Genomic DNA, 23,763 nt, shown 5'->3' with positions numbered 1-23,763 from the left:
CCGTCGCGGATCACAGTGGGCAGGGTGGGCAGGGACCACGGGGTGAAGGCGGGGCTAACGTGAGGGGCGTGGCGCTCTCTCTGGCGATCTCGCCCTGCCCCAACGACACGTTCGTGTTCGACGCCCTGGTGCACGGGCGGGTGCCTGGCGCACCGCCGGTCGAGGTGACGTACGCCGACGTCGACGTCACCAACACGGCGGCCGAGCGGGGCGCGTTCGACCTGGTGAAGGTGAGCTACGCGGCGCTGCCGTGGCTGCTCGACGACTACCACCTGCTGCCCTGCGGTGGCGCGCTCGGTCGCGGGTGCGGGCCGCTGGTGCTCACCCGGGGCGACCGCACCGACCTGACCGGTGCCACGGTGGCCGTGCCGGGCGACCGGACCACCGCGTACCTGCTGTTCCGGCTCTGGTCGGCCGGACGGCCGCCGGCCCGGATCGAGGTGGTTCCGTTCCACGAGATCATGCCGGGCGTCGCGGCCGGCCGCTACGACGCGGGCCTGGTCATCCACGAGGCCCGCTTCACCTACCACCGGCACGGCCTGACCGCGCTCGTCGACCTCGGCGAGTGGTGGGAGGCCGACACGGGCCTGCCCATTCCCCTCGGCGCGATCCTGGCCCGTCGCGGCGCGGTCGACCCGGAGGCCGCCGCCGGCTGGATCCGCGAGTCCGTCCGGCAGGCCTGGGCGGACCCGACGGTCAGCCGGGAGTACGTCCTCGCGCACGCCCAGGAGATGGAACTCGACGTGGTGGACCGGCACATCGGCCTCTACGTCAACGAGTTCACGGCCGACCTGGGTGAGGCCGGCTTCGCCGCGGTGACGGCGCTCCTCGACCGCGCCGCCACCGCCGGGCTGGTGCCTCAGACCTCCAGCTCGCGCGCGACCGCGTGGACCAGCTGAGCGATCTTCTGAGCGGTCTTCTTGTCCGGGTACCGGCCCCGACGCAGGTCCGGCTGGACCTTCGCCTCCAGCACCTTGATCATGTCTTCGACGAGGCCGTGCAGCTCCTCGGCCGGCCGGCGCCGCAGCTCCGCCATCGACGGCGGCGCGTCCAGCAGTTTCACGCCCATGGCCTGGGCGCCACGGCGGCTGTCCACCACGCTGAAGTCGACCCGCTGACCACCCTTTAGGTCGGTGACGCCCGCCGGCAACGCGCCCTTGGGCAGGAACACGTCACCGCCCTCGTCGCTGGTGACGAAGCCGTATCCCTTGGCCGTGTCGTACCACTTCACTCGACCCGTAGGCACCTGAAAACCCCTGCTTCACTTGAGCCGCTACTGCTCCAAGGCTAGCTGGATCATGCCGTCGAGCGCCGCTGGGAATCCGGTGAGATCGTCCAGCACGACGCTCGCCCCCGCCGCACGCAGCTCATCCGGGGAGCACGGGCCCGTCGCCACGGCGATTCCGGGCACCCCGGCGACCCCCGCCGCCACCATGTCCGCCACGTGATCGCCCACGTAGTGGGTCGCGCCGTGCTCCCGCAGGGCGGTCGCCTTCTGCTCGGCGAACAGGTCACCGGCGAGCTCGTCCACCACCAGGCCGAGATGGTCCAGGTGCAGCCGGGCCAACCGGGCGATCTTGGAGGTGACGACGAGCACCCTTCCGCCCCGGGCACGGATCGTGTCGATGGCCTCCCGCGCTCCGGGCATCGGGACCGTCGGGGTGATCGCGTACGCCGGGTACAGCTCGCGATACAACAGGACGGCCGATTCGACCTGCTCCGGCGGGAACCAGTGGGCGATCTCGGTGCGCAGCGGCGGGCCCAGGCGGGACACCGCCAGGTCGGCGTCCACCGGAACGCCCGTTCTCGCGGTCAGCGCCCGGTAGGCCGCGGCGATGCCGGGACGGGAGTCCACCAGGGTCATGTCGAGGTCGAATCCGACGGTCAGTGCAGACATGTCGAGAAACCTACTCGCCGACGCACAGCCGGCCATACGTCCGAGGGGCGCGACCGGCCCACCCCGGGCTAGCGTGGAAAGACGATGACCACCTCACTCGCCGACCATCTGCGGTCGCTGCCCGACGAGTCACTGGCCGCACTCCTGCAACTGCGGCCAGACCTCGTCGTGCCCGTGCCGGCCGACATCTCCGCTCTGGCCATCCGCGCCCAGTCCCGGGTCTCGGTGGCCCGCGCGCTGGACGGGCTGGACCAGTTCACCCTGCTGATCCTGGACGCCGGCCGGCTCACCCGGCACCCGGACGAGGGCACGACCGCCACCGACACGATCCTCGCCATGGCGACCGCCGGGCCGCACCCACCGGCGCCGACGGCGGTCCGGGCCGCCGTGAGCCGGCTGCGGGCGCTGTTCCTGCTGTACGGCCCCGAGCACGCCCTGCACGTGGCGGCCGCCGTCGACGAGGTCTCCCCGTACCCCGCTGGACTTGGTCGACCCGCCGCGGACCTGGACGTTCGCGCGGCCGCTCTCTGCGCGGACCCGGCGAAACTGCGCCGGACGCTGCTCGCGGCGCCCCCGTCGGCCCGGGCGATCCTGGACCGGCTGGCGGCCGGACCGCCGGTCGGTAGCGTGCCCCCGGGCGCGCTGCAGGCACCGGCGATCGGCGCGCAGGACGACGTCCTCGCCGACCCGACCAACGGCGGCGCGCCAACCGGCTCACCGGTGCGCTGGCTGGTCGACAACCGGCTGCTGGTGACCATCTCGGCCGGCTCGGCGACGGCTGGCGGCACCGTCGAGCTGCCCCGTGAAATCGGCCTCCTGCTGCGGCGCGACAGCGGTCCGCTCGGGCCGTTGCAGACCAGCCCGCCGTCGGTGGCTGCCGCTCCCCGCGAGCCCAAGATGGTCGACTCGGCCGGCGCCGGGCAGACCATGGAGGTGGTCCGGCACACCGAAGGGCTGCTGGAACAGCTCGCCGCCGAACCCGCCCCGGTGCTGCGCTCGGGTGGCATCGGCGTCCGCGACCTGCGCCGGCTGGCCCGCACCGCCGGCCTGGACGAGCCGACCACCGCGCTGCTGCTCGAGGTGGCGTACGCGGCGGGGCTCGCCGGTGAGATGGAGATGCCCGGCACGACCACCGGTCGGTACGGGGCGGACCAGCAGGTGCTGCCGACCGGCGGGTACGAGGTGTGGCGGGCCGGATCACTGGCCCTACGGTGGGAGCACCTGGCCCGCGCCTGGATGACCATGACCCGGCAGGTGGGGTTGGTCGGTCGGCGTGACGACCGGGACCGGCCGATCACCGCGCTCTCCGCGGAGGCCGAGCGGGCCGGTGCGCCGGCAACCCGCCGGGCGGTGCTCGGGGTGCTCGCCGACCTGGAGCCGGCGACCGCGCCCACCCCGGAGGAATTGCAGGCCCTGCTGGACTGGCGGATGCCACGGCGCAGCCGAGGTCGGGAGGCCGCCCACCGGGAGGTGCTGGCCGAGGGGGCGCAGCTCGGTATGACCGGGCTGGGGGCGCTCACCTCGTACGGACGGTTGTTGCTGGGCGAGCTGACGTCGACCGACGAGTCCGGCGGCGACCCGCTGGGGTTGCACGCGGACACCGAGAGTGGCGATCCGTCCGGTGCGGCACGGGCGTTGGACGCGCTGCTGCCCGCCCCGGTCGACCACTTCCTGGTGCAGGCCGACCTGACCGTGGTCGTACCCGGGCCGCCCGAGCCGGCGCTCGCCGCCGAGTTGGAGGCGACGACCGAACTCGAGTCGGCCGGCGGGGCGAGTGTGCACCGGGTCACCACGGCGAGCGTCCGGCGGGCGTTGGACGCCGGTTACACGGCCGACGACCTGCACGAGTTGTTCCGTCGCCGATCGCGTACCCCGGTGCCGCAGGGGCTCAGCTACCTGGTGGACGACGTGGCCCGTAAGCACGGCGGGCTGCGGGCCGGCTCGGCCGGGGCGTACCTGCGCAGCGACGACGAGGCGCTCCTCACCGAAGTGCTGGCCGACCGGCGGCTGGAGTCGCTGACGCTGCGTCGGCTGGCGCCGACGGTGTTGACCACCCCGTACCAGGTCAGCCGTATGCTCAGCGCGCTGCGGGAGGCCGGGTACGCGCCGGTGCAGGAGGACGGCGCGGGCAGCACGATGCTGATCCGGCCACGGGTCCGGCGCGCTCCGGCGCGGGTAGGGGTGAGCACCAGGACGCTGGACCCGCTGGTCACCCCGAAGCTGCCGATGCCCCGGCTGCTCGGGGTGGTGGAGCACATCCGGCGGGGCGAGGCGGCGGCGCGTGCGGCCCGTCGCGCCCCGGCGGTGGTCCGGGGTGGGGCTGCGGGGCTGGGCGGCGGCCCGGTGCCGGCGCACACGCACAGCGAGGCGCTCGCCGTGCTTCAACAGGCGGTCCGGGATCGGGCGCTGGTCTGGGTCGGGTATGTGGACGCCCACGGGGCGACCGCGTCACGGCTGGTGAAGCCCGTCTCGATCGGGGCTGGCTACCTGCGCGCCGAGGACGAGCGGACCGAGATGCTGCACACCTTCGCGCTGCACCGGATCACCGCGGCGGTGCTGGCGGACTGAGCGGCTCCGTTTCTCCCGTGGTCGCTCAGCGGCGGCTGCGTCGTACGGTGCCGACCACCGAGACGAGCAGCAGGAGGGCGAAGCCGGCCCCGGCCGACTCGCCGACCGAGTCGACGAAGCCCTGTTGGAGCACCAACCACCCGAAGAGGAACCACCCGAAGAGCAGCGCCGCCGCGAAGGCGTACGCGAACACCGTCGCGCGGGACACCTCGTCGGGCGGCGCCTGCTCGTACTGCGTGACCAATTCCCGGTCGACCGTCATACCCAGCCTCCCGCCCGGTCCGGCCCTGGACTCCCAGCGTGACACTCCTGCGACCGGTGTGACAGGGGATAAAACCCGGAAGTGGGGGCGTGCCGCTCAGGTGCCGGGGCGGCGACCGATCAGCACCACACGGGTGCCGACCTTGCCCAGCTCCCACATCCGGACGGTGTCGGCGTGCAGCAGGTTGACGCAGCCGTGCGAGCCGATCGACTTGTCGTGCAGGTAGGTGGTGGTCTCGTGGAAGCCCATGCCCTGGGTGAAGTGCTGCCAGTAGGGCAGCCACACCTCGTATGGGTCGGACCACTCCTTCGGGTTGCGGAAGTTGACCGTGTACGTGCCGGAAGGGGTGCGGTAGCCGGACATTCCGGTGCGGGTCACGGTCGGTGCCATGACCACCTTGCCGCCCCGCATCGCCCAGACGGTCTGCCGGGTCAGGTCCACGCAGAACGTGGTGCCCGCGCCGGCCTGGCAGCGGGTCGTGTCGGTGGTGGCGAGGCGCTGGGCCACGTCGAGGGTGGTCGGTCCGGCGCGACCCTCGACGGGGCGAATGCCGTACCTCTGCTGGAACTTCTTGATGGCGGCGCAGTCGGCGGCGGACTGCCGCCCGTCGACGGTGACGGCCCCGAACCCGCCCAGCCGGGCGAGGTACGTCTCCACCGCGCGCTGGTGCTGGCCCTGCGGGCAGCCGGCGGCGGTCGGCGACGTCGACCTGGCGGTGGTCGGCTTCGGCTTCGGCTTCGGCGTGCTCTTCGTCGGTGGTGGTGTGGTGGGGCGTGGGGTGGGCGACGGTGTGGTGGGCCGGCCGTGCTGGGCCGGCCCGGACGTGCCGCTCGCCCCCGATGCCTGTTCCGCCGCGCCGACCGGGGCGGCTCCCCCGCCACCACTCCCGCCGGACTGCGGATCGAACGTGCACGCGCCGGCGCCGACCAGCACGACCACCACCAGGGCAAACAGCCGGGAAGTATGCCGGACACGCCGCATGGCACCTCCCCTGGACAGTCGTCCCTTTCCTAGACGTTCGTGAGTGCCGTCCTGGTTGCATCCGGTGAGCATCTTTCTTGGGACGTTCCCCGTCGTGCAACACTGGATGGTCGGCCAGCGGCGGGTATGCGCCCACCGCAGTCCCGACGGCCAACCGAGGAGAGGACGCTGGCGTGAGTGGTGGACCCCTGATCGTGCAGTCGGACAAGACGCTGCTGCTGGAGATCGACCACCCCGACGCGCAGGCCTGCCGGATGGCGATCGCGCCCTTCGCCGAGTTGGAGCGGTCTCCGGAGCACGTGCACACGTACCGGCTGACCCCGCTGGGGTTGTGGAACGCCCGCGCGGCGGGGCACGACGCCGAGGGTGTCGTCGACTCGCTGTTGAAGTACTCACGCTACCCGGTGCCGCACGCGCTGCTGGTGGACGTGGCCGAGACGATGGACCGGTACGGCCGGCTCCAGCTCGCCAACGATCCCGCGTACGGGCTGGTGCTGCGGGCGCTCGATCGCCTGGTGCTGATCGAGGTGGCCAAGAGCAAGAAGCTCGCCGGGATGCTCGGCGACAAGATCGACGACGACACCATCCGGGTGCACCCGTCCGAGCGCGGCCGACTCAAGCAGGCGCTGCTCAAGCTGGGCTGGCCGGCGGAGGACCTGGCCGGCTACGTCGACGGTGAGGCGCACCCGATCGAGCTGGCCGAAGCCGGCAAGGACGGCGGTAAGCCGTGGACCCTGCGGTCGTACCAACGGGAGGCGGTGGAGGCGTTCTGGGCCGGCGGGTCGGGGGTGGTGGTGCTGCCCTGTGGCGCGGGAAAGACCATGGTTGGCGCGGCGGCGATGGCCGAGGCGAAGGCGACGACGCTGATCCTGGTCACCAACACGGTGGCCGGCCGGCAGTGGAAGCGCGAGTTGATCGCCCGTACGTCGCTGACCGAAGAGGAGATCGGCGAGTACTCGGGCGAGCGCAAGGAGATCCGCCCGGTCACCATCGCCACGTACCAGGTGCTCACCTCGCGGCGTGGCGGCGCGTTCACCCACCTGGACCTGTTCGGCGCCCGCGACTGGGGCCTGGTCGTCTACGACGAGGTACACCTGCTGCCCGCGCCGATCTTCCGCTTCACGGCGGACCTCCAGGCCCGCCGCCGGCTGGGCCTGACGGCGACTCTGGTACGCGAGGACGGCCGCGAGGGCGACGTGTTCAGCCTGATCGGGCCGAAGCGGTACGACGCGCCGTGGAAGGACATCGAGTCGCAGGGCTGGATCGCCCCGGCCGAGTGTGTCGAGGTCCGGGTGACGCTCACCGACGCGGAGCGCATGTCGTACGCGACAGCGGAGGCCGAGGAGCGCTACCGGATGGCGGCGACCGCGCGCACGAAGCTGCCGGTGGTCAAGGCGCTCGTCGACCGGCACCCCGAGGATCAGGTGCTGGTGATCGGCGCGTACATCGACCAGTTGCACCAGATCGGCGAGTACCTGGATGCGCCGATCATCCAGGGTTCGACCACGAACAAGGAGCGGGAGCGGCTGTTCGACGCGTTCCGGTCCGGCTCGTTGCGGACCCTGGTGATCTCGAAGGTCGGCAACTTCTCCATCGACCTGCCCGAGGCGGCGGTGGCGATCCAGGTGTCCGGCACGTTCGGGTCACGGCAGGAGGAGGCCCAGCGGTTGGGTCGGGTGCTGCGTCCGAAGGCCGACGGCCGGCAGGCGCACTTCTACACGGTGGTGTCCCGGGACACGATCGACACCGAGTACGCGGCACACCGGCAGCGCTTCCTCGCCGAGCAGGGGTACGCGTACACGATCGTCGACGCCGACGACGTCCTCGGCCCGTCCCTGCCGTCCTTCGACTGACCCCCCGCGTCGGCAGCCGCTTGGTCGACTTCAGGTCGCCGATCTGGCGGTATCCGAACGACTCGGATACCGCCGGATCAACGAACCGGAGGCGTCCGCAGCTCCGAGGGGAGTTTGTCCGGGTCGAGAATCATGTCGATGGTGGCGATGCGATCGCCGCGAACGGTAAAGCCGACGACGGCGATGGGCTTGCCGCTCCGGTCCCGGGCGACGACCCCGGCAACCCCGTTGACCAGAGCCGGAGCGCAGAGGCGCGCGAATCGTGGCCCGGCGTCGGCGGCACGGCCGGCCACGGCGTGCGCGCCGGTGAGCACGGCGGGTGCGAGCCGCGCACGGCGTCCGTGGTCGGAGCGGAACACCACGTCGGGGTCCAGCAGGGCCAGCAGGGCGTCGAAGTCACCGGCGCGGGCGGCGGCCAGGAACGCGTCGACGACTCGTCGCTGGGCGGGCAGACCGGCCCGGGGCTGCGGGGCGTGCTCGCGCAGTCGCCGCCGGGCGCGACTGGCCAACTGCCTGGTGGCCGCCGGCGTACGCCCCACGACGGTGGCCACCTGATCGAATGGCATACCGAACATGTCGTGCAGCACCACCGCGAGCCGCTCGGCAGGCTCAAGGCTGTCCAGCACCACAAGCAACGCGATACCGACCGCGTCGGTGTGCAGGCTGGCTTCCTCCGGATCGCCGTACTCGCTGACCAGCGGCTCCCAGGTCGCGCTCAACTGCTCGCGGCGCGCCTGCCGGGCCCGCAGCATGTCGATGCACACCCGGCCGACCAGCGTGGTCAGCCACGCCGCGGGGTTGGTGATCGCGGCCGGATCGGCCCGCGTGGTGCGCAGCCACGCCTCCTGAAGCGCGTCGTCGACCTCCGTCGGCGAACCCAACAGCCGGTAGGCGACGGCCCGCAGACGCTGGCGATGCTGCGCGAACTGCTCGGCGAACCACTGCTGGTCGTCCATCCGCCTACTTCCCGAACGCTTCCCGCCGCAGCATCGCCAACAGCGTCGGCGTGCCCTCGGCGGTGGTGACGGCGACGGTCCGGGCGATCCAGGCAGTGTCGGTGGCCTGCGCCAGCAGACAGGCCGCCAGGTCCGCGCGACTGGTGAAGACACCGTCGGAGTAATTTTCGGAGAGCTTGTAGCGGGTGACGCTGTCGCTGTCGAACAGTCCGGACGGTCGCACTATCGTCCAGTCGAGGTCGCTAGTGCGTACCAGTGTCTCCATGGCACGCATGTCGTCGTAGGTGGACTTGCCGATCGTGGCGGTGACCAGCGGCTGGATGACCCGGTTGAGGAAGAAGCCACCCTCGGCGTGGTGGTGTGGCTCGGTGGCGCTGGAACTGACGACGACGAGTCGCCGCAGACCCTCCCGGCGCATCGCGGCCAGGACCCTGGCGGTGCTGCGGCTGTAGAGGGTCACCGGTTGACGGGTGAACGGCGCTCCCAACGTCGACAGCACCACGTCGGCGCCGCCCACCGGGGCATCCGTTGTGGCATCGGCGGCTACCACCTCCAGGCCGGGGCCACTGACCGGGAACGACTTCGGCTGCCGGGTCACCGCCCGTACGTCATGGCCGGCGTCCAACGCCTGCTGTACCAGGCGACGACCCGTGCCCCCATTCGCGCCGAGAACGACGATACGCATCCGGTGTGCTCCCTCCCGAGGTGGCTGTCGAAAGGAACGTCGATCCGCACGGCTCGCGTGTGACAAACCGCAGGTCAGCGCGTTCAACGATGGCGACGACACTCATCGGGAGAAGCTGCGGACGAGCACGGCCAACCGGCGGTCGTGGTCTGCGCGGCGGAGTCGGCCGCTGCGCATCAGTGTGACCAGCCCGTGCAGGCCGGCCCAGAAGGTCTCGGTGACCGACTCCAGGTCGTCGGTCCCGGCGAACGGGCGCACGGTCTCGGACAGCTCGGCGAAACCCCGGGCGAGGTCGGTCGGGACGTCCGAGCTGGCGAACGGCAGGTCGACGGCGAGGGTGAACATCGCGTCGTAGATCGCGGGCCGCTGCTCGGCGAAGGTGGTGTACGCCGCCGCGACGTCGGCGACGGCCTGCCGGGGGCCGGCGGCGGAGACCCGGGCCGAGACCAGCGCGACAGCCAGCTCGGCGAAGCCCTCGACGGCGACCGCCGCCATGATGGCGTCCTTGCCCTTGAAGTGGCTGTAGAGGACGGGCTGGCTGTACTCGATCTCGGCGGCGAGCCGCCTGGTCGTCACCGCGTCCCAGCCTTCCGCCAGGGCTAACTCCCGGGCGGCGGCGACGATGGCGCGTTCCCGTTCCGCCCGCTCGCGTTCCCTGCGCGTCTGAGTCGACATGGCTGCAATCCTAGCACCGCTAGCATTCCGGTCGATGCTCTGTTAGCATTGCTCTAAAATCTAGCACCGCTAGGAATCGGAGCAGACTCATGCTTACCCCTCTCGCCTACGGGCTCGCCGTCGTACTCAGCCTCTTCGTCGCCTTCATCGGCGCGCGGTTCCTGCTGGCGCCGCAGGCCGCAGCCGCCGGATACGGCGTACCGGCCCGGCCGGGCGACTCCGCCTACCTGACCGTCAAAGGGCTCAAGGACCTGACGTTCGGGCTGCTCGGCCTCGCCCTGATCGCCTTCACCACCGCCGACGCGGTCGCGTGGTACATGCTGATCGTCGCGCTCGTCCCCCTGGGCGACACCCTCATCGTGCTGCGCAACGGCGGAACGAAGGCTGTCGCGTTCGGCATCCACTTCGCGACGGCCCTGGTCGTCCTCCTGAACGCCGCCCTCCTCTTCGCCCTGTAACCCGGCCTGCCGCGCCCGGGGCTTTGCCCTGTTGATCAAGAGGTTTCCGTCAGATTTTGCCCGATCCATGACGCGAACCTCTTGATCACCGGGGGCAGACGTCAGGGGGTGGGCGGTGGGCAGCGGTCGGGGAGGGTTACCTCGCCGGGGTGGTGGTCGAAGGTGTCCAACGTGAACCACTCGTCCAGCTCGGGGTCGAAGAGATTCTGGAGGCCGAACTGGAGCACCTGCCACCACCGGCTCGGGTCGCGCTGGTCGACGTAGATATCGCCGAGCGCGAGCGGGAACCGGAAGAACTCCCCCGGCACGGTCGAGCCGCCGACCACTCCCACCCGCCAGTGGTCCACCTTCCGGTCCTTGTCCCCCTGCAGGATCTCCGGGCCGACATAGCGGGACGTCTTCAGCTTGTCGTTGAAGATCTGCCGGTTGAAGAACCCTGGCACCTTGCTGCACGCGCGCGGCGGGAACAGCGGGATGTTCGGCCACTTGTAGGTGAGCGTGTAGAGCGTGTTCTCGTAGATCAGGTTCGTGAACCAGATGGGGTGCTCGGGGCCACCGGCGATCATCTGGCTGTTGCCGTCCCGGCCCTGCCAGGTGAACGGCACGTCGATGCCGAGGTCGCGCACGACGTACCGGCCGGTGCCCCGGAAGTCCGCCGGGAGCAGCGGTGGGCGCGGCTCGCGCGGCACCGGGACCACATCGCCGTCCGCCCGGGCCGCGCGAGGCGGCGGCGCGGCGGCCGGGCCGGGCGCGACCACGCCGAGGGCGAACAGCGCGCCGGCCACCGCCGCAACCACAACCCGAGGTGTACGCCTCGACGCCATCTGCCCTCCGCCGGTGTCGAAAGTGGCCGACGCCTCGCCCGCGCCCGCCTCCGGCGAGGCGTAGGAGCAGGGCAAACGTGAGAGCGGGTGGAACCGGTGGCCTCCACCGGACGGGTGACGCATTGGTCAACTCGTGTTCCAGGAAGGCGGGGTGTCGGAGCGCTCGGGACGTCCCGGCTTCCAGGAACGCGAGTCGATCAACGCGTACGCCGGCCCGGGACCAGCATCGGTCCCGGGCCGGCGTTCACGCGAACCCTGCCTACTTGATCAGCTTCCAGGGGCCGTTCGTGTCGCCCGGCTCCTGGCCGCGCGTCCACCACTTCGCCTCGTAGACGTGGCCCTTGAAGGACACCCGGTCGCCGGCCGTGTACACCTTGGTCAGCGTCCAGGCGGCCGGGCTGTTGTCCGGCGGCGTCGGGGCGATCTCCTCCCAGGACCCGTTGCGGTCACCCGGCTTCTGGTTGCGGGTGTACCACTGGGCCCGCCACTTCCTACCGTCGTACATGGCGAAGTCGCCCGAGTTGAAGATCCGCGACGCGGTCCAGATCGCGGTGCCGTCCTCGGTCATGGCGATGTCCTGCCACGCGCCGTTGGCGTCCGCGCCGGGCTTCTGGTTCTTCGTGTACCAGGAGGCCCGGAAGACCCGGCCCTCGTAGGTCACCCGGTCGCCGTCGTTGTAGACCGTCGACGAACTCCACTGCGTCGGCAGGTTCACCGTCAGGGTGGCGGTGGCCTCGACCGCGGTGAGGTGGTCGTCACCCGGGTACGACGCGGTCAGCGCGTGCTGGCCGCCGGCCAACCCCACCGGCAGGGTGAACGTCGCCGTGCCGTTGGTCAGCGTGGCCGAGCCGCGAACGGTCGTACCCTCGCGCAACTCCACCGCGCCGGTGACCGGCGTGCTGCCGGCCGCGACCTTGACGGTCACCGTCGCCGCCGTGCCCCAGGCGGTCGGGGTGGTGGTGACGGTCATCGTCGGGACCCGCTTGGCGGTCGTGAACACCGCGGGCTGGGCCACCGCCTCGCCGCCGTCGGCGCTCTTCGCCGACACGATCCAGCCGTACGAGGTGCCCGGCAGGAGCTTGTCCCACGTCGTCGTGGCCACGTCGTTCGAGGTGACCTCGTCGGTGCCGATCGTGCCGGCCGGCACGTACGCGGCGAGCGAGTCGGTGGTGAACGACGTCTTGCGGGTGGTGAGGTCCACCGGCAGGGTCAGGTTGTCCTCCGCGCCGTTGTAGCGCGGCTTCGGCTGGCTGCCGTCCTGGCGGATGTCGTACTCGGTCGCCCCGAAGTTCTTCAGGAACGGCGAGTACGTGTCGATGTGCATCTCGGCCCGGTCCACGTCGAACTGGAGCAGCCGCAGGAAGCTCGCGCCGAACTGCAACCGGTCGGTGGCCTTGTGGTCCGGCTTGCCGTCGCCGTTGACGTCGATCGTGCCGTCGGCGGCGACCTGGTTCGGCCACAGCTCGGCGGCGGCGACCGTGTAGAACTGGTAGTCGGCCAGCAGCTCGACGACGTCGTGGCTGACCGTCACGCCGATCTTCGACTTCAGGTTGGTGCCGACGCCGTGCTCGTGCCCGGCGAGGACCAGGAAGACGTTCGGGTTGGTCTCGACTACCTGCTTGAACAGGGGCGAGCCGTCCGGGGCGGAGAAGTCCGCGCCGCGACCGTCGGGGTTGGCCGACGGCTTCAGGTAGTCGTGCGAGAGCAGGATCCCGTTGCGGTCCTTGTACCGCTTGAAGATCGAGTCGGCCCACTTGGCCTCGGCCGGCGTGACGCCGTACGACAGGCCGACCGCCACGAAGTCCAGGCCACCGGCGGAGAACAGCAGGTAGTTGTTCTGGTTGTCCTTACCCGGCGTCACCGAGCTGTCGGCGTTCGTCCTCTCGTCCCAGGCGTGGTACTCGGTGCCCTTGGGCCAGGACTTCGCCGTCCCGTAGTACCGGTCGGCGCTGAAGGTGCGGCTGAACCGGGAGTCGGGGCCGGTCTCGGCACCCAGCTGGTCGTCGTGGTTGCCCGCGATGACCTGGTTGACGACACCGTTGTCGTCGAGGATCTTCTGGAAGCCCGAGGCTGTGGCGAGTTCCTTCTGGACCTGCTCGTGCAGACCGGGCCGCTTCAGCGAGCCGTCCGGGTTCTTCGCCAGCGGGTCGTAGTAGTCGTTCTCGATGACGTCACCGGTGTGTGCCGCGTACGCGATCTTGCGGCTGTCCGCGTTGTCGGCGATCCACTGCATCTGGTCGCGGTACGCGGCCGACCAGATCGCCTGCTCCTCGGCGGTCTCGACGTCCGAGGGCTCGGCGTTGCCGTCGAAGTCGTCGTACGTGCCGCCGGCCGCGCCCTCGGTGACGTACTGGGTGTCGGTGAAGTGCGCCAACGAGAAGTCGTACGACGCGGGGTCCTCGAAGCGGTCCTTGTCGTTCTGCGCCGTCGCGTCGCGCGGCGATAGGTCGTCGGCGAACGGGTCCTCGCCGGTGACCAGCACGTGCACGACGCCGCCGTCGCGGTAGCCGGCCTCGACCGACGTGGTCAGGACGGTGTCCTGCCCGGCCCGCCCACGGGAACTGGTGAGCACGACCCACTTCCCGGTGGCCGGGTTCCAGGCCCGCAGCGCCACGATCCGCGCCGGGTCGATGCTGCCCGACCAGCGCAGCGTCGGCTCCTGCTTGGTGGCGCCCAGCGACAGGTCGTACCGCTGGAAGACCACCCCACGGCTGGACGGGCTGTCGATGGTCGAACCGTCGAGCGGACGCAGCGAGGTGACGTCCACGCTCTTGTCGTGCTGGACGTCGAGCGTGGTCGGCACGTCGGTCGCCTCGCCCTGGTAGCCCTTGGTCGGCAGGACGACGTCGGCCTTGGTGAAGGTCGCGGTCAGCCCGACGCCCTCGGTGCCGGGAATCCGGGCGGACAACTCCGCCGAGAGCGGGTCGGTGTTCTTGACCGTGGCGTTCAGCTCGGTCGGGACGTCCGGGATGCTCGCGCTGCTGAAGCGCACCTCGCGGGTCGCGGTGTTGCCGAGCGCGTCGATCGCCGTCATCGCGATGACGTGCTCGCCGGCCGGCAGGCCGTGACCGATCTGATCGCCCTGCTTCACGGCCGTGCCGTCGAGCGTGATGGCCGGCGTGCCGACCACGCCGCTGGCGTCCTTGACGCTGACGTCGAGCGCCACGGTCGACGTCAGCCGCTGGCCGGCCCCCGGGACGCTGCTGGCGATCTCCGGCGCGGTGTTGTCGGTGGTGAACCGCCGCGTGGAGGTCTTGTCGCCGACGACCGCCTTGATGGTGTGGGCGCCGTCCGCGATCGTCGTGGTGTCCACGTCGGCGCGCTTGCCCAGCGCCGGCAGCGCCGAGCCGTCCTGGGCGGTGACGTCGAACAGGACCATCGTGGTGAGGACGCCGTTGAAGCTGCTGCCGCAGGTGCCGTCACCGAGGTACGTGGTCACGGGCGAGCCGGCCGGGTAGGTGGCCGAGCCGATGGTGACCGTCGTCTGCGCGACCGAGCGGGTCAGCCGGCTCGCCTTCGCGCCGCTGGGCAGCAGCTCGAAGTCCCGCAGCGTGAAGTCGTCGTAGTTGTCGCAGCCGGCCGGCTTGGCACTGCCGTGGTCGCTGCCCGCCACGAACTCCAGGGCGTTGACACCCGGCACCAGCCACTCGTTCGGGAAGGCGAAGTCGGCCACCTCCTTCTCCCACATGCCGATCTCCAGCGGGATGCCGTTGATCAGGACCTTGTTGTCGTACCCGTTGTCGCTGCCGTTGCCGCCGACGAACACCTTCAGGTGCGCGTCGCCGCCGGCGGCCAGGGTGTCGACGGTGCGCGTCGTCGGCGCGTCCGCGATGGTGAAGTGGAACTCGGCGTCCTTGTTGGCTCCGCAGGTGCCGTCGCCGAGCGCCAGGGACGCGGCGGTCGTCTCTGCCTTCGTCACGGTCGTACCGCTGGTGGAGACGAGGTACGTGGTGCCGGCCGTCACCGTGCCCGCCGTACTCAGCGTGAGGCTGGTGGCCTCCCGCGTGAGCTTGAAGTCGTCGTGGTTGGCACACGTGGCACCGATGAGCGTGCCGTTGTAGTCGCCGGTGCGTACCTGTACGACGTTGTCGCCGAGGTGCAGGAACCGGTTCGGGAACGCCAGCTTCACGGCCTCCGCGCCGAGCGCGCCGTAGTCGCCGCCGAGGTCGACCCGGTGGCCGTTGACCAGCGCGTAGTTCTGGTAGCGGGCCTCGATCGAATTGCCGGCCTCGACCGCGAGGCCGAGGATGGCGGTGCCGGCGGCCAGCGTCTCCGCGTTCTCGGCTGGCCTGTCGTCGATGGCGAGCGACTCGACGCGGTCCTTGCCGTACTTCGCGAGCGCGGCGATGACCGGCTGCGTTCCGCGTACGCGGGCGCCGTCACCGGGGGTGACCACCGCCGCGCCGGCCGGGGCGTTGTTGACGTCGACCGTGACGCTCGTCTTCGCGCCCGACAGGCTCGTCGCGCTGACGGTGTGCGTACCGTTGGTGAGCTTCGTGGTGTCGAGGTCGGTACGCAGGCCGGACGTGCTGCCCGGTTCGCCGGAGATGACGAAGGTGAGGTCCTGGTTGAGCAGCTTCGCCGAGCTGCCGCAGGTGCCGTCGCCGAAGTTGTAGCTGAACAGGTTCTGCTCGCCGTCGGCGACCACGCCGAGGAGGCTGAGGCTGATGCTGCTCAGCGCGTAGTCGTCGTAGTTGGGGCAGCGGCCACCCTCGCCGTTCGGCAGCTCCTGGTAGCCGACGGCGGTCTTCGTGGTGGTGTCGACCCAGTTCGCGCCGGCGTGGACCGAGACGGTGTTCGCGCCCGGCTTGAGCCAGTCGCCGGGAAAGTCGAGGGTGCCGACCCTCCCGCCCGGGACGTCCGGGAAGTAGACCCGGTCGGCCTCGGCCGTGTGCCCGTTGACGGTGAGGTAGTTGCGGTAGCGGGCCTCGGTGCCGTTGCCGCCCATCTCGAACGCGAAGTGGGCGGTGCCGGCGGTCTTCTCGGCGCTGATCTTGTCGCCGTCGACCGCGAGCGTGGTCACGGAATCGTTCTCGCTGACCGGCTCGACGACGACGGGCACCTTGCCCTCGACGTTCTGCCCGGCGCTCAGGTTGATCAGCGGCGTGGTGGCGCTGGCCGGCACGGCGTCCGCTCCGGCCAGCGCCGGATGCAGGGTCGTCGCCGGTCCGGCGATGAGGACGAGCGCCATCGCGGACAGAAGTCCGCGTGTTCGCTTCCGGCGCGCACGTTGGTCGTGCGTCATGGCGGGGCATCTCCTTTGTTGGGTGCGAAGAACCGCCGACGCCGTGATGCCGACTGCGGCGGGCAGAGGGGGCCGCCCTGGTGGCGGGCGGTCTCAGGACGACGGTCGAACGCGGGTGTTCCGTCGGCGACGTACCTGGCGTCGCAGCAACGACCCGACGGCCCCGAGCAGCAACAGCGGACCGACGCTTCTGGCGGCCTTCCAGGCGGTGGTGGGACCGTGCTCAGGCGCGCTCGCCGGAGTCGCCGCGCTTATTGGTGGCGCGTCGCCGAGCAGCCAGTCGTGGGAGTACTCGTCGGTGCCGTACACCTGGCGTTTGCCCTTGGGCCCGGTCGCGACCGTGCGGTACGCGGGGTCGAGGTCGGTCAGCATCCGGACCTCGACGCGGGCGATGCCGACGGCACCCCAGCAGGTGTAGTCGACGTCCACACCGGAGACGGCGATGTCACCCACCCTGCCGACGACGCCGGCGCAGGCCCGACCGTCGCTGCTGACGGTCATCTGCCGCGTCAGGTAGTTCGCGAACGAGGCGGAGGAGGCGAGGACTGTCGCGTCCGCGTCCCGGGTGTCGACCGCGCCGTCGAGCAGGACGCGGTCCTGCGGCAACAGGCCAAGATGGACGCCGAGCAGGGTCAGTTCGTCGACGCCGCCCGCCTTCCACGTCAGGTGCACCACGTCGGGGCGGACCGCGTCCGGCGCGACGGTAACGGTCTGCGGATAGCCGTACGGGTGGGCGTCGGCGGGACCTGCCGTGGCGAGCAGGGTGAGGGCGATCGCCGCCGAGATCACGATACGGCGGGGCCACCGAACGGTTGCGGGCATGCCAGCGCTCCGGTCTACAGGGCTGTGGCACGCCGGTGGGCGCGGCCGTTCAGTGACCCTGCCGGCCGTTGGCGAACTCGCCAGGCGAGCTTGATGAGAAGCGGGCGCAGCGGGGGTGAACAGTTAGTTGATCAACTGCGCTTCCCTCAGGCGGCGCTGAGCTTCCGTAGGACGTACTGGTTGAGGCTCATGCCATCCTCGGCGGCGTGGATGGCCAGCTCGCGGTGCAGACTCTCGCCGACACGCAGGTTGAACTTGCCCGAGTAGCTGCGCTCGGCGAACGGCTGCGGCACCGCCTCGCCCTGCTCCTCCATGTCTGCGATCACTTCACGCAGTAGGTCCTGGAGCCCTTGCAGGGGCTCGATCTGGGAAGGCGCCAACGAGAGGGACAGGAACTCCGCGCAGGTGGCGACGAACTCGCGATCCTGGACCGACCACGTGACGCGGTAGGCGTAGTGGGACACCTCAGGATGGGGATCGGTCTGCATCACATGGCCTCCTTCTCAAGCCAACGGGAGACAAGATGCGTTCAGCCGGAGATTTATTGCCACGATGCGTGGGTTGTCGCCACTCTGACCTGGGCACTGCAGGGCGGGGGGCGCCTCGATTGCAGCAGCGTTGGTCAGTGAGGATCGTAGGCACCTAGCAGCGCTCTGAGGTAGGCGGGCGCGAGCGCCCGGACAGCAGCCTCCGGTAGGGCCGCGCCGAGAGCGGCCACCGCCAAGTTGACGCCCCGGGAACGACCTCGCCCGAACAGCTCGCGGAGGTGGTTCACTCCTTGGCGCACGCTTTCACCGGCCATCTCATCACTAGCGATCTCGCGCAGCCGGCGGCCGACCTGTTCGGCGGGTTCTGCCTGCATTAGGCGGATGACGTCGCTGGCGTCTTTGGCCTTTAGGCGCGCTGGCTTACCTGCGCTTGCGTCGTGGAACCGTTCGTACAGCTTGTGCGCCTTGGCTATGAACAGGGCGGCGGCGCCAGCCACCGGTACCAGCATCATTCGATCGTCGGCGCCCGGCTCCAAGCTGGCGATCATTACGTCGCTGTGGTCTGCCACCGCTGCTTCCAACCCGGGTGTGCGGCGGGCTGCGTTCGGGCCGTGCGCAGGCAGTTGCGCTGAGCGACGGCCTTTGCCTGCCAGCGCCTCTGGTACTAGCAAATCCACGGGCACGATGACCTGTTTGCCGGCTACGAAGACGGACCTCTGCCAGATTCCAGGTTCACTGCTTAGCCAGAAACCAGCAGACTCCATTGCCTCTGTGAGGGCTGGGTTGGCTCCCAACACCCGCGGATCAAGTGCAAGATCTGCGTCGGTGGTATACGGCGCAACGCTGACGTCAAGCGTGGCGCTGCCGGTACGTACGTAGATCGCCTGCGCGCCGGCGAGGATGACCGCTTTGCGGTGCTCGGCGAGCGCATCAAGAGCATCCAACAGCACGCGACGCGCCGCCACGTACAGCGGCGCAGACTCCGGTGACGTCACGGAAAGCGACCCTACACATCGAGTTCCGGAAGATCCCGCAACCGCCAGTGCGATTCGTGTTCGCGCATCCAGTCAATGAGAGCTTGGCCCTCCTCGGGCAGTCGGCCGTTGCCGCCGAGGCAGTCCAGCACCAGCTGGCTGAGACCTACGTGGCACCGCCCCGTCACCTGGCGCGCGCCGGCGAGCTGTGCCTTGTCTTCCGGGCGCAGCAACACGACATCAGCGCCTCGTTCAGTCGGAAGCAGCCGGCCGAATTGACTTACATCACTCGGGGTGTCGGTGTAAAGGACGAGCTGGGTGGCGGCAGCAATCGGGGCGATCGCAGACGCTGCGAAGGATCCAGTGACCACCACTGGCGGCGCGACATCGTCCACCAGCCGGTTGAACAACTCAGCCGCACCAGCAGGTGAGACGAACAGCGAACTGGGGTTGGTTTTGAGGAGGTCATAGCGCTCGGCAGCGAGGGCCAACAGCCCTGGCCAGTCGACGTCGACCACTGCGCCTCTGCGGTCCCGCTCGATGACGGCTTGTTCATCTAGCGCCTGCAGCAGACTAGATACGTAGCCTCGGTTGAGGCCGCCCACCCGGGCCAGGTCGGTCAGCCTGAGCGGCGGCCTTACGTCGACTAGCAGGCGCACGAGGCGGCGCGCCTTCGGGCCGTCCAGCCGGGCAGGGCCGCGGTGAGACGGGCGCGGAGCACGCTCTGCCCCCTGCAGCCGTATGAACACGGCTGGTCTCTGGACACGCAGGCAGACGTTCCCGGTGAGGTCCAGGTACGAGTAGCCTCGCTCTTCGAGCATGGCCCGCGACCGCGGGCTCAGCCAGGGGGCGACCACCAAGATCACTGGGTCGCGCATCGCCCGGCGAACAGCGCCCGACAGGCGCCCGTGGATCTTCTCAACGTGCCGAGGTGTGAACGACGTCTTCGCCTCGACCAGGAGGAGCGCGTATCCGCTGTACTGCTCCTTCAGCTGCCATAGAGCGTCCCCCGAGTCCGGCGGGTTGCCTGGCCCGTTTATTGGTGCGTCAGTCAGCTCGAAGTGCTCCGGAAGCAGCTCGACGAGTTGGCCACGTGCGAGCTCCAGCAGTTCAGCCTCAGTTGTCTCCACCACTAGAAGTTTTGCACGGACCCCTGTTTGCTGACGCGCCAAACCAGCCAACTTTGGCAAACTTTTACCAGATCCACGATTTTGGCACCTCAGCAAACATCCCTTGGAGCCAAACTGAAGCAGGCACGGCGACCGGCTCTGAGTAAGCTCGTCAGCTCGAGCGGCAGGCGGCGAACGCCTCAGACCTCCCGTGGAGGCTGCAAATCCTGTGCCTCATGACAAGCCCGCAGCTGGCTCAGCGCCGGCGGGACTCCGCGACGAAGACGCCCCGGCCCGGTCGCCCGACCAACACACCCTGCTCCCGCAACGTGGCGACCGCCCGCTGAATCGTCGAGTGTGAGACGTCGTAGGAGTCGGCAAGCGCGCGACCCGAGGGCAACTGGCTGCCCGGCGGATACGTCCCGTCCTTGATCTTGCCGCGCAGGTCGTCTAACAACTCGTCCATGGTGGGCGGGATAGGCACGATGCGGCCCCTTGCAGTCGGTTGGCCCACCCAGTATTGATCCACCCCCTCGACGCAGGCAATGCATGTACTGAAAGAGGTGAAGGTGGTGACATAGCTGACGGTGATGATGCTTCGGTAGAAGAGGACAGAGCAGTACTTGACGTAGGTGATGCTGCATCGGTAGCGTCACTGTCGGTGATGCGGTGCTGCTGCGGTCGGTTGGCGCCTCTCGTACCGGTCTCGCATCGCCGCCGAGACCCCACCCTCCGCGCTCCCCCGGCGCGGCCCTGCTGCCGTACCGCCGATCGAGGCTGCGGTCGCAGGGTGGGGCGGTCTCCGCCGCCCGCAACCGGCGGAGACCGCCCCCTCCACTTCGACACGACCCGACGAAGGGCGGTCCCCCGTGCGCGACCTGATCCGCCGGCTGGCGAGCCGACGCGAAGAACGACCACCGATGGCAGCAGCAGGCCCGAACAAGTCCCACCGTCACCGATGACCGAGCGCTGGGTGATTCACCTGCCGGTGACCGCGCCCGACCTGTTCCGGGCTCGGATCCTCGCCCGGACCGCCGCCCGCGTGCTGGCCCGGCTCACCGCCCGCGTCGAGCCGGGCGGGGTGACCGTGTCGGCCGAGGACCAGCAGTGCGTACGCCACTGGGTTTTCTGCGATCAGCGACTGCCCGGCGGCGGCCGGTGTGCCCTGCCCGCCGACCACACCGCGCCCTGCTCGCGGCGCGCGCCCCGGCTCAACCGCCGGCGCTACGCGCCCTCCCGGAATTGACCAAGAGGTTTGCGTCACCGATCAGCACTCCGGTGACGCAAACCTCTTGATCAACGCGGTCGAGCTGCCCGGCGGGGACGCGTCAGGCGGCGCGGAACGCCACCCAGGCGTCGCTCATCCGGTCGGCCTGGCCGGCGGTGAACATGTCCATGCAGGAGTCCTGCGTGTAGTCCATGAAGTTGTGGATGGGGTCCAACCCGGGTGCGGTGCAGGTGTCCGCGCCGACCGGGCAGTCGAACTGTGGGGCCGCCTCGCGCGGGGTGTCCGCGACGAAGTCGCCGGACGCGGAGCAGCCGTGCGCGAAGGTGTGCTCCAGCATCAGCCAGTGCCCGACCTCGTGCGTCAGCGTGTCGCCGAGGGCGTACTTGCCGGCCGTGCCGCCCGGCATCGACTCGTCGAGCATCACCACGCCGTCGATGTAGTCGCGGCCGTTGTTGTAGCCCTTCGGGAAGTACGCCCAGCCGAGCAGGCCGCCGCCGATGTTGGCCGCGTACACGTTGAGGGTCTCCGAGTCGCCGGTGTAGAGCGCCTTTTTCATGTCGCGCTCGTTCTTGCCCGGCTCGACCGTGTACCAGGCGCTGTTCACCGTCCACGTCGTGTCGACCAGCGAGAACCGGAACGGCGTGTCGGAGGCGTCCGCCGACGTGCGGCCCGCGTACGAGTCGTTGAGGACCGTCATCTGTGCCGCGATGAGGGTCTTCCAGCGGGCCGTCTCGGCGGCGGTGAACGGGTGGTCGGAGACCATGTGGAAGACCGTCGGCACGGTGACGCTGCCGTTGGGCAGGCGCGGCGCGTCCTTGATCACGCCGTAGGCGTTGGCCTCGTTCTTCGAGTACAGCGCCGGCTCCTGGGCCGTCGCGCCCGTGGTGACCCGGGCGGCGCTCTGCTCGCCGGCGCACGCGGCGACGCCCGGGGACGCGGTCACGGGGGCGGCGGTGGCCAGCGCCCCGGACGCGCCGCCGGACGCCAGCAACGTGGCGGCGGTGGCGGTGAGAACCGCCAGTCGGAAGGGGGATCTGCTCTGCATCGGTGCACCTTTCGGTGAGGGAGCGGTGCGGGTTCGACGATGCCGTCGCTTCGGTATGAGAACACGTCGACAACATCCACAAAAGACCCTCTGAGCAGGGCATATACCGATGTAACGGAACCGGATCGGGCAGCGCTGATTGGGGTCGCTCCGCGCGGTTGTGGACCATTAGGCTGCTGATCCGGCACTTAGTGGCGATGCCAGGACGGGGGCGGCGAATGAACGCCGAAGATCGCATCGGACGGGCCCGGAAACTCTACGAACAGGCTGTGTACGGCGGCGGGGCCCGCATACTGGCTGACGCCGAGCGGGACCTGGACGCGGTGGAGGCCGACGCCGCGCTGGCGCGTGGGCGGATCCTGCACGCGCGGTATCTCGACGAACGCGCCCGGGGCGACACGTCGCCCGTCGAGGACCCGGCGGATCTGCCGTTGTTCGAGCGTGCGAGCGAGCTGTACCAGGCCCTCGCAGACACCCGCGGCCAGGCCGAGGCGCTGTTCTGGATCGGCTGCCTGCACCAGGTCATCCGGGGCGACAACGAAACCGCCGTCCCGCACCTGAAGAGGTCCCGCCAACTGGCGGCGCAGGTCGGCGACAGGTCAACCGAGGCCGAGGCGCTGCGTCACCTGGGCATCGCGGCGCACGTGGCCGGTCGGCTGGATGAAGCGCGCGAGCGGCTGGAGGAGTCGACACGGCTGCGCCGAGAGATCGGAGCGCTGCCGGGCGTGGCCGCCAACATGGTCGGGCTGGCCTACGTCGCCGCCGCCCAGGACCGCCACGCGGACGCGCTCGCGACCCTCGACGAGGCGAACGCCATCGCACAGGCCCACGGCGCCCACGTCATCGTGCGGCAGATCGAACAGGCGAGAACGCAGATTTGAGGGCCGGTCAGAGGATTCGGGTGACCTGTTCGGCGGCGACGACCGCGTCCCTTCGGGCGGGGTCGAGGTTGGCGCTGATGACCACCGACGCGCCGGCCGACAGCGGCGCGAGCAGCCACTTCAACGGCTGCTCGTGCTCGGCCGCGTCGACCAGCAGTCGGTCGCCGGCGCGCAGGTCGAGCATCCCGGCGACCTCCCGGGCGAGCGCACCCCACTGTCCGTAGGTCGTGCCGTCCGCGCTCGCCGGGTCCGTCGGGCGGAGGGCGGTGTGGTCGGGCGTCACGTCCGGGTGGCGAAGCACCTCGGCGGACCAGTCCAACCAGCCCAGCGGCACGTCGGCGAGCCGGCCCGGCCCGGTGCCGACCAGGTAGCGGTGCGGCGCGTCCGGGACGTCCTCCAACCAGTCGTCCTGGCGCTCCGGAGTCACGAAGGCCGCGTCGAACGGCCGGTCGCCGCCCGGCTCCAGCACCGGCAGGCCCGCCGTGGCGCGCGGCCGGAACGACACCGCCAGGCCGCACGCCCACGCGCCCAACAACACCACGGCGGTACGCCAGTGCGGCGGCAGTAGCACCGCTACGCGGCTGCCGGGGATGAGCCCGCAGCCGTCCCGCAGCAGGCTCGCGCTGCGCGCGGACCAGGCGCCGACCTGCTGGGCGGTGAGGTCGACGCGCTCACCGGTCGCCTCGTCGCGGTAGCTGAGTAGCGGGCTCTCGGTGACCGTGGGCGGGACCGTCAGGTCGGCCGTGGCGTGTGGCTGCATCCGCGTGCTCCCGGTGGTGACGACGTCCGCACCACCCTACGCAACGACTTTG

22 protein-coding genes are annotated in these 23,763 nt (G+C 70.3%); 6 read left to right on the top strand and 16 right to left on the bottom strand.

Translation table 11 applies throughout. The features are described 5' to 3' along the window. The first annotated feature begins 68 nt into the window (after positions 1-68). Positions 69-899, top strand: a complete 831-nt coding sequence (locus ACLQ25_RS14630; RefSeq protein WP_425731417.1) for a 1,4-dihydroxy-6-naphthoate synthase — start codon at positions 69-71, stop codon at positions 897-899. Here the strand turns inward: ACLQ25_RS14630 and ACLQ25_RS14625 are convergent. Next, positions 860-1,246, bottom strand: coding sequence for a cold-shock protein (locus ACLQ25_RS14625; protein ID WP_088986676.1), 387 nt, complete (start codon positions 1,244-1,246; stop codon positions 860-862). The two genes, ACLQ25_RS14630 and ACLQ25_RS14625, sit on opposite strands and share 40 nt — an antisense overlap. A gap of 27 nt (positions 1,247-1,273) precedes the next feature. Then, entirely contained in the window at positions 1,274-1,897 is a 624-nt protein-coding gene (locus ACLQ25_RS14620) for an HAD family hydrolase (protein ID WP_425731416.1), read from the bottom strand. Positions 1,898-1,981: 84 nt separating this feature from the next. On the opposite strand from ACLQ25_RS14620, the gene ACLQ25_RS14615 reads away from it, so the two are divergent. Further along, positions 1,982-4,465, top strand: coding sequence for a helicase-associated domain-containing protein (locus ACLQ25_RS14615; protein ID WP_425731415.1), 2,484 nt, complete (start codon positions 1,982-1,984; stop codon positions 4,463-4,465). A 25-nt stretch (positions 4,466-4,490) separates the two neighbouring features. Here the strand turns inward: ACLQ25_RS14615 and ACLQ25_RS14610 are convergent, their stop codons facing one another. Together ACLQ25_RS14610 and ACLQ25_RS14605 are read right to left on the bottom strand one after the other, a co-directional pair. After that, entirely contained in the window at positions 4,491-4,727 is a 237-nt protein-coding gene (locus ACLQ25_RS14610; protein ID WP_425731414.1) for a hypothetical protein, read from the bottom strand. A gap of 96 nt (positions 4,728-4,823) precedes the next feature. Continuing rightward, on the bottom strand, positions 4,824-5,708 hold the full coding sequence (locus tag ACLQ25_RS14605; protein ID WP_425731413.1) for a L,D-transpeptidase family protein: 885 nt from the start codon (positions 5,706-5,708) through the stop codon (positions 4,824-4,826). 173 nt (positions 5,709-5,881) lie between these two features. Here ACLQ25_RS14605 and ACLQ25_RS14600 point away from each other — a divergent pair, with 173 nt between their 5' ends. Beyond that, on the top strand, positions 5,882-7,561 hold the full coding sequence (locus tag ACLQ25_RS14600) for a DNA repair helicase XPB (protein WP_425731412.1): 1,680 nt from the start codon (positions 5,882-5,884) through the stop codon (positions 7,559-7,561). A 77-nt stretch (positions 7,562-7,638) separates the two neighbouring features. Here ACLQ25_RS14600 and ACLQ25_RS14595 read toward each other — a convergent pair whose 3' ends face one another. The 3 genes from ACLQ25_RS14595 to ACLQ25_RS14585 form a co-directional block, all read right to left on the bottom strand. Further along, the gene (locus ACLQ25_RS14595) at positions 7,639-8,517 is read right to left on the bottom strand and encodes a sigma-70 family RNA polymerase sigma factor (RefSeq protein WP_425731411.1); all 879 of its coding nucleotides are present in this window, start codon (positions 8,515-8,517) and stop codon (positions 7,639-7,641) included. 4 nt (positions 8,518-8,521) lie between these two features. After that, entirely contained in the window at positions 8,522-9,202 is a 681-nt protein-coding gene (locus ACLQ25_RS14590; protein WP_425731410.1) for an NAD(P)-dependent oxidoreductase, read from the bottom strand. Positions 9,203-9,304: 102 nt separating this feature from the next. After that, positions 9,305-9,877 carry a TetR/AcrR family transcriptional regulator gene (locus ACLQ25_RS14585; protein ID WP_425731409.1) on the bottom strand — a complete coding sequence of 191 codons (573 nt, stop codon included), beginning with the start codon at positions 9,875-9,877 and terminating at the stop codon, positions 9,305-9,307. An 89-nt stretch (positions 9,878-9,966) separates the two neighbouring features. On the opposite strand from ACLQ25_RS14585, the gene ACLQ25_RS14580 reads away from it, so the two are divergent. After that, entirely contained in the window at positions 9,967-10,335 is a 369-nt protein-coding gene (locus ACLQ25_RS14580; RefSeq protein ID WP_425731408.1) for a DUF4267 domain-containing protein, read from the top strand. A gap of 101 nt (positions 10,336-10,436) precedes the next feature. On the opposite strand, the gene ACLQ25_RS14575 is transcribed toward ACLQ25_RS14580, so the two are convergent. The 7 genes from ACLQ25_RS14575 to ACLQ25_RS14545 form a co-directional block, all read right to left on the bottom strand. After that, on the bottom strand, positions 10,437-11,132 hold the full coding sequence (locus tag ACLQ25_RS14575; protein WP_425731407.1) for a hypothetical protein: 696 nt from the start codon (positions 11,130-11,132) through the stop codon (positions 10,437-10,439). A gap of 286 nt (positions 11,133-11,418) precedes the next feature. Next, the gene (locus ACLQ25_RS14570; RefSeq protein ID WP_425731406.1) at positions 11,419-16,350 is read right to left on the bottom strand and encodes a carbohydrate-binding protein; all 4,932 of its coding nucleotides are present in this window, start codon (positions 16,348-16,350) and stop codon (positions 11,419-11,421) included. A 147-nt stretch (positions 16,351-16,497) separates the two neighbouring features. Next, positions 16,498-17,226, bottom strand: coding sequence for a hypothetical protein (locus tag ACLQ25_RS14565; protein ID WP_425731405.1), 729 nt, complete (start codon positions 17,224-17,226; stop codon positions 16,498-16,500). 146 nt (positions 17,227-17,372) lie between these two features. After that, positions 17,373-17,714, bottom strand: coding sequence for a type II toxin-antitoxin system HicB family antitoxin (locus ACLQ25_RS14560; protein WP_425731404.1), 342 nt, complete (start codon positions 17,712-17,714; stop codon positions 17,373-17,375). A 134-nt stretch (positions 17,715-17,848) separates the two neighbouring features. Beyond that, positions 17,849-18,709 carry a hypothetical protein gene (locus ACLQ25_RS14555; protein WP_425731403.1) on the bottom strand — a complete coding sequence of 287 codons (861 nt, stop codon included), beginning with the start codon at positions 18,707-18,709 and terminating at the stop codon, positions 17,849-17,851. Between the two features lie 11 nt (positions 18,710-18,720). Next, positions 18,721-19,818 (bottom strand): hypothetical protein, encoded by a 1,098-nt coding sequence (locus ACLQ25_RS14550; RefSeq protein ID WP_425731402.1) that lies wholly within the window; start codon positions 19,816-19,818, stop codon positions 18,721-18,723. Between the two features lie 235 nt (positions 19,819-20,053). After that, the gene (locus ACLQ25_RS14545; protein WP_425731401.1) at positions 20,054-20,263 is read right to left on the bottom strand and encodes a winged helix-turn-helix domain-containing protein; all 210 of its coding nucleotides are present in this window, start codon (positions 20,261-20,263) and stop codon (positions 20,054-20,056) included. 492 nt (positions 20,264-20,755) lie between these two features. On the opposite strand from ACLQ25_RS14545, the gene ACLQ25_RS14540 reads away from it, so the two are divergent. After that, positions 20,756-21,043, top strand: coding sequence for a hypothetical protein (locus ACLQ25_RS14540; protein ID WP_425731400.1), 288 nt, complete (start codon positions 20,756-20,758; stop codon positions 21,041-21,043). An 82-nt stretch (positions 21,044-21,125) separates the two neighbouring features. Here the strand turns inward: ACLQ25_RS14540 and ACLQ25_RS14535 are convergent, their stop codons facing one another. Continuing rightward, complete coding sequence (locus ACLQ25_RS14535) at positions 21,126-22,070, bottom strand: zinc metalloprotease (protein WP_425731399.1); 945 nt, start codon at positions 22,068-22,070, stop codon at positions 21,126-21,128. A 218-nt stretch (positions 22,071-22,288) separates the two neighbouring features. On the opposite strand from ACLQ25_RS14535, the gene ACLQ25_RS14530 reads away from it, so the two are divergent. Then, positions 22,289-22,951 carry a tetratricopeptide repeat protein gene (locus ACLQ25_RS14530; protein WP_425731398.1) on the top strand — a complete coding sequence of 221 codons (663 nt, stop codon included), beginning with the start codon at positions 22,289-22,291 and terminating at the stop codon, positions 22,949-22,951. Between the two features lie 7 nt (positions 22,952-22,958). Here ACLQ25_RS14530 and ACLQ25_RS14525 read toward each other — a convergent pair whose 3' ends face one another. After that, positions 22,959-23,711 (bottom strand): TIGR03089 family protein, encoded by a 753-nt coding sequence (locus ACLQ25_RS14525; RefSeq protein WP_425731397.1) that lies wholly within the window; start codon positions 23,709-23,711, stop codon positions 22,959-22,961. Positions 23,712-23,763 lie beyond the last annotated feature (52 nt).

Source organism: Micromonospora sp. DT44 (assembly GCF_049841635.1).
Lineage (GTDB): Bacteria > Actinomycetota > Actinomycetes > Mycobacteriales > Micromonosporaceae > Micromonospora.
The sequence above is the reverse complement of the archived record's forward strand: the minus strand, read 5'-3'. Positions and strand labels throughout refer to the sequence as shown.

What these genes read in the sequence shown, in the direction of transcription:
- ACLQ25_RS14620 (WP_425731416.1), bottom strand. Translation starts at nt 1,897, where the DNA reads ATGTCTGCACTGACCGTCGGATTCGACCTCGACATGACCCTGGTGGAC.
- ACLQ25_RS14615 (WP_425731415.1), top strand. Translation starts at nt 1,982, where the DNA reads ATGACCACCTCACTCGCCGACCATCTGCGGTCGCTGCCCGACGAGTCA.
- ACLQ25_RS14610 (WP_425731414.1), bottom strand. Translation starts at nt 4,727, where the DNA reads ATGACGGTCGACCGGGAATTGGTCACGCAGTACGAGCAGGCGCCGCCC.
- ACLQ25_RS14605 (WP_425731413.1), bottom strand. Translation starts at nt 5,708, where the DNA reads ATGCGGCGTGTCCGGCATACTTCCCGGCTGTTTGCCCTGGTGGTGGTC.
- ACLQ25_RS14595 (WP_425731411.1), bottom strand. Translation starts at nt 8,517, where the DNA reads ATGGACGACCAGCAGTGGTTCGCCGAGCAGTTCGCGCAGCATCGCCAG.
- ACLQ25_RS14590 (WP_425731410.1), bottom strand. Translation starts at nt 9,202, where the DNA reads ATGCGTATCGTCGTTCTCGGCGCGAATGGGGGCACGGGTCGTCGCCTG.
- ACLQ25_RS14585 (WP_425731409.1), bottom strand. Translation starts at nt 9,877, where the DNA reads ATGTCGACTCAGACGCGCAGGGAACGCGAGCGGGCGGAACGGGAACGC.
- ACLQ25_RS14580 (WP_425731408.1), top strand. Translation starts at nt 9,967, where the DNA reads ATGCTTACCCCTCTCGCCTACGGGCTCGCCGTCGTACTCAGCCTCTTC.
- ACLQ25_RS14570 (WP_425731406.1), bottom strand. Translation starts at nt 16,350, where the DNA reads ATGGCGCTCGTCCTCATCGCCGGACCGGCGACGACCCTGCATCCGGCG.
- ACLQ25_RS14565 (WP_425731405.1), bottom strand. Translation starts at nt 17,226, where the DNA reads ATGCCCGCAACCGTTCGGTGGCCCCGCCGTATCGTGATCTCGGCGGCG.
- ACLQ25_RS14560 (WP_425731404.1), bottom strand. Translation starts at nt 17,714, where the DNA reads ATGCAGACCGATCCCCATCCTGAGGTGTCCCACTACGCCTACCGCGTC.
- ACLQ25_RS14545 (WP_425731401.1), bottom strand. Translation starts at nt 20,263, where the DNA reads ATGGACGAGTTGTTAGACGACCTGCGCGGCAAGATCAAGGACGGGACG.
- ACLQ25_RS14540 (WP_425731400.1), top strand. Translation starts at nt 20,756, where the DNA reads ATGACCGAGCGCTGGGTGATTCACCTGCCGGTGACCGCGCCCGACCTG.
- ACLQ25_RS14535 (WP_425731399.1), bottom strand. Translation starts at nt 22,070, where the DNA reads ATGCAGAGCAGATCCCCCTTCCGACTGGCGGTTCTCACCGCCACCGCC.
- ACLQ25_RS14530 (WP_425731398.1), top strand. Translation starts at nt 22,289, where the DNA reads ATGAACGCCGAAGATCGCATCGGACGGGCCCGGAAACTCTACGAACAG.
- ACLQ25_RS14525 (WP_425731397.1), bottom strand. Translation starts at nt 23,711, where the DNA reads ATGCAGCCACACGCCACGGCCGACCTGACGGTCCCGCCCACGGTCACC.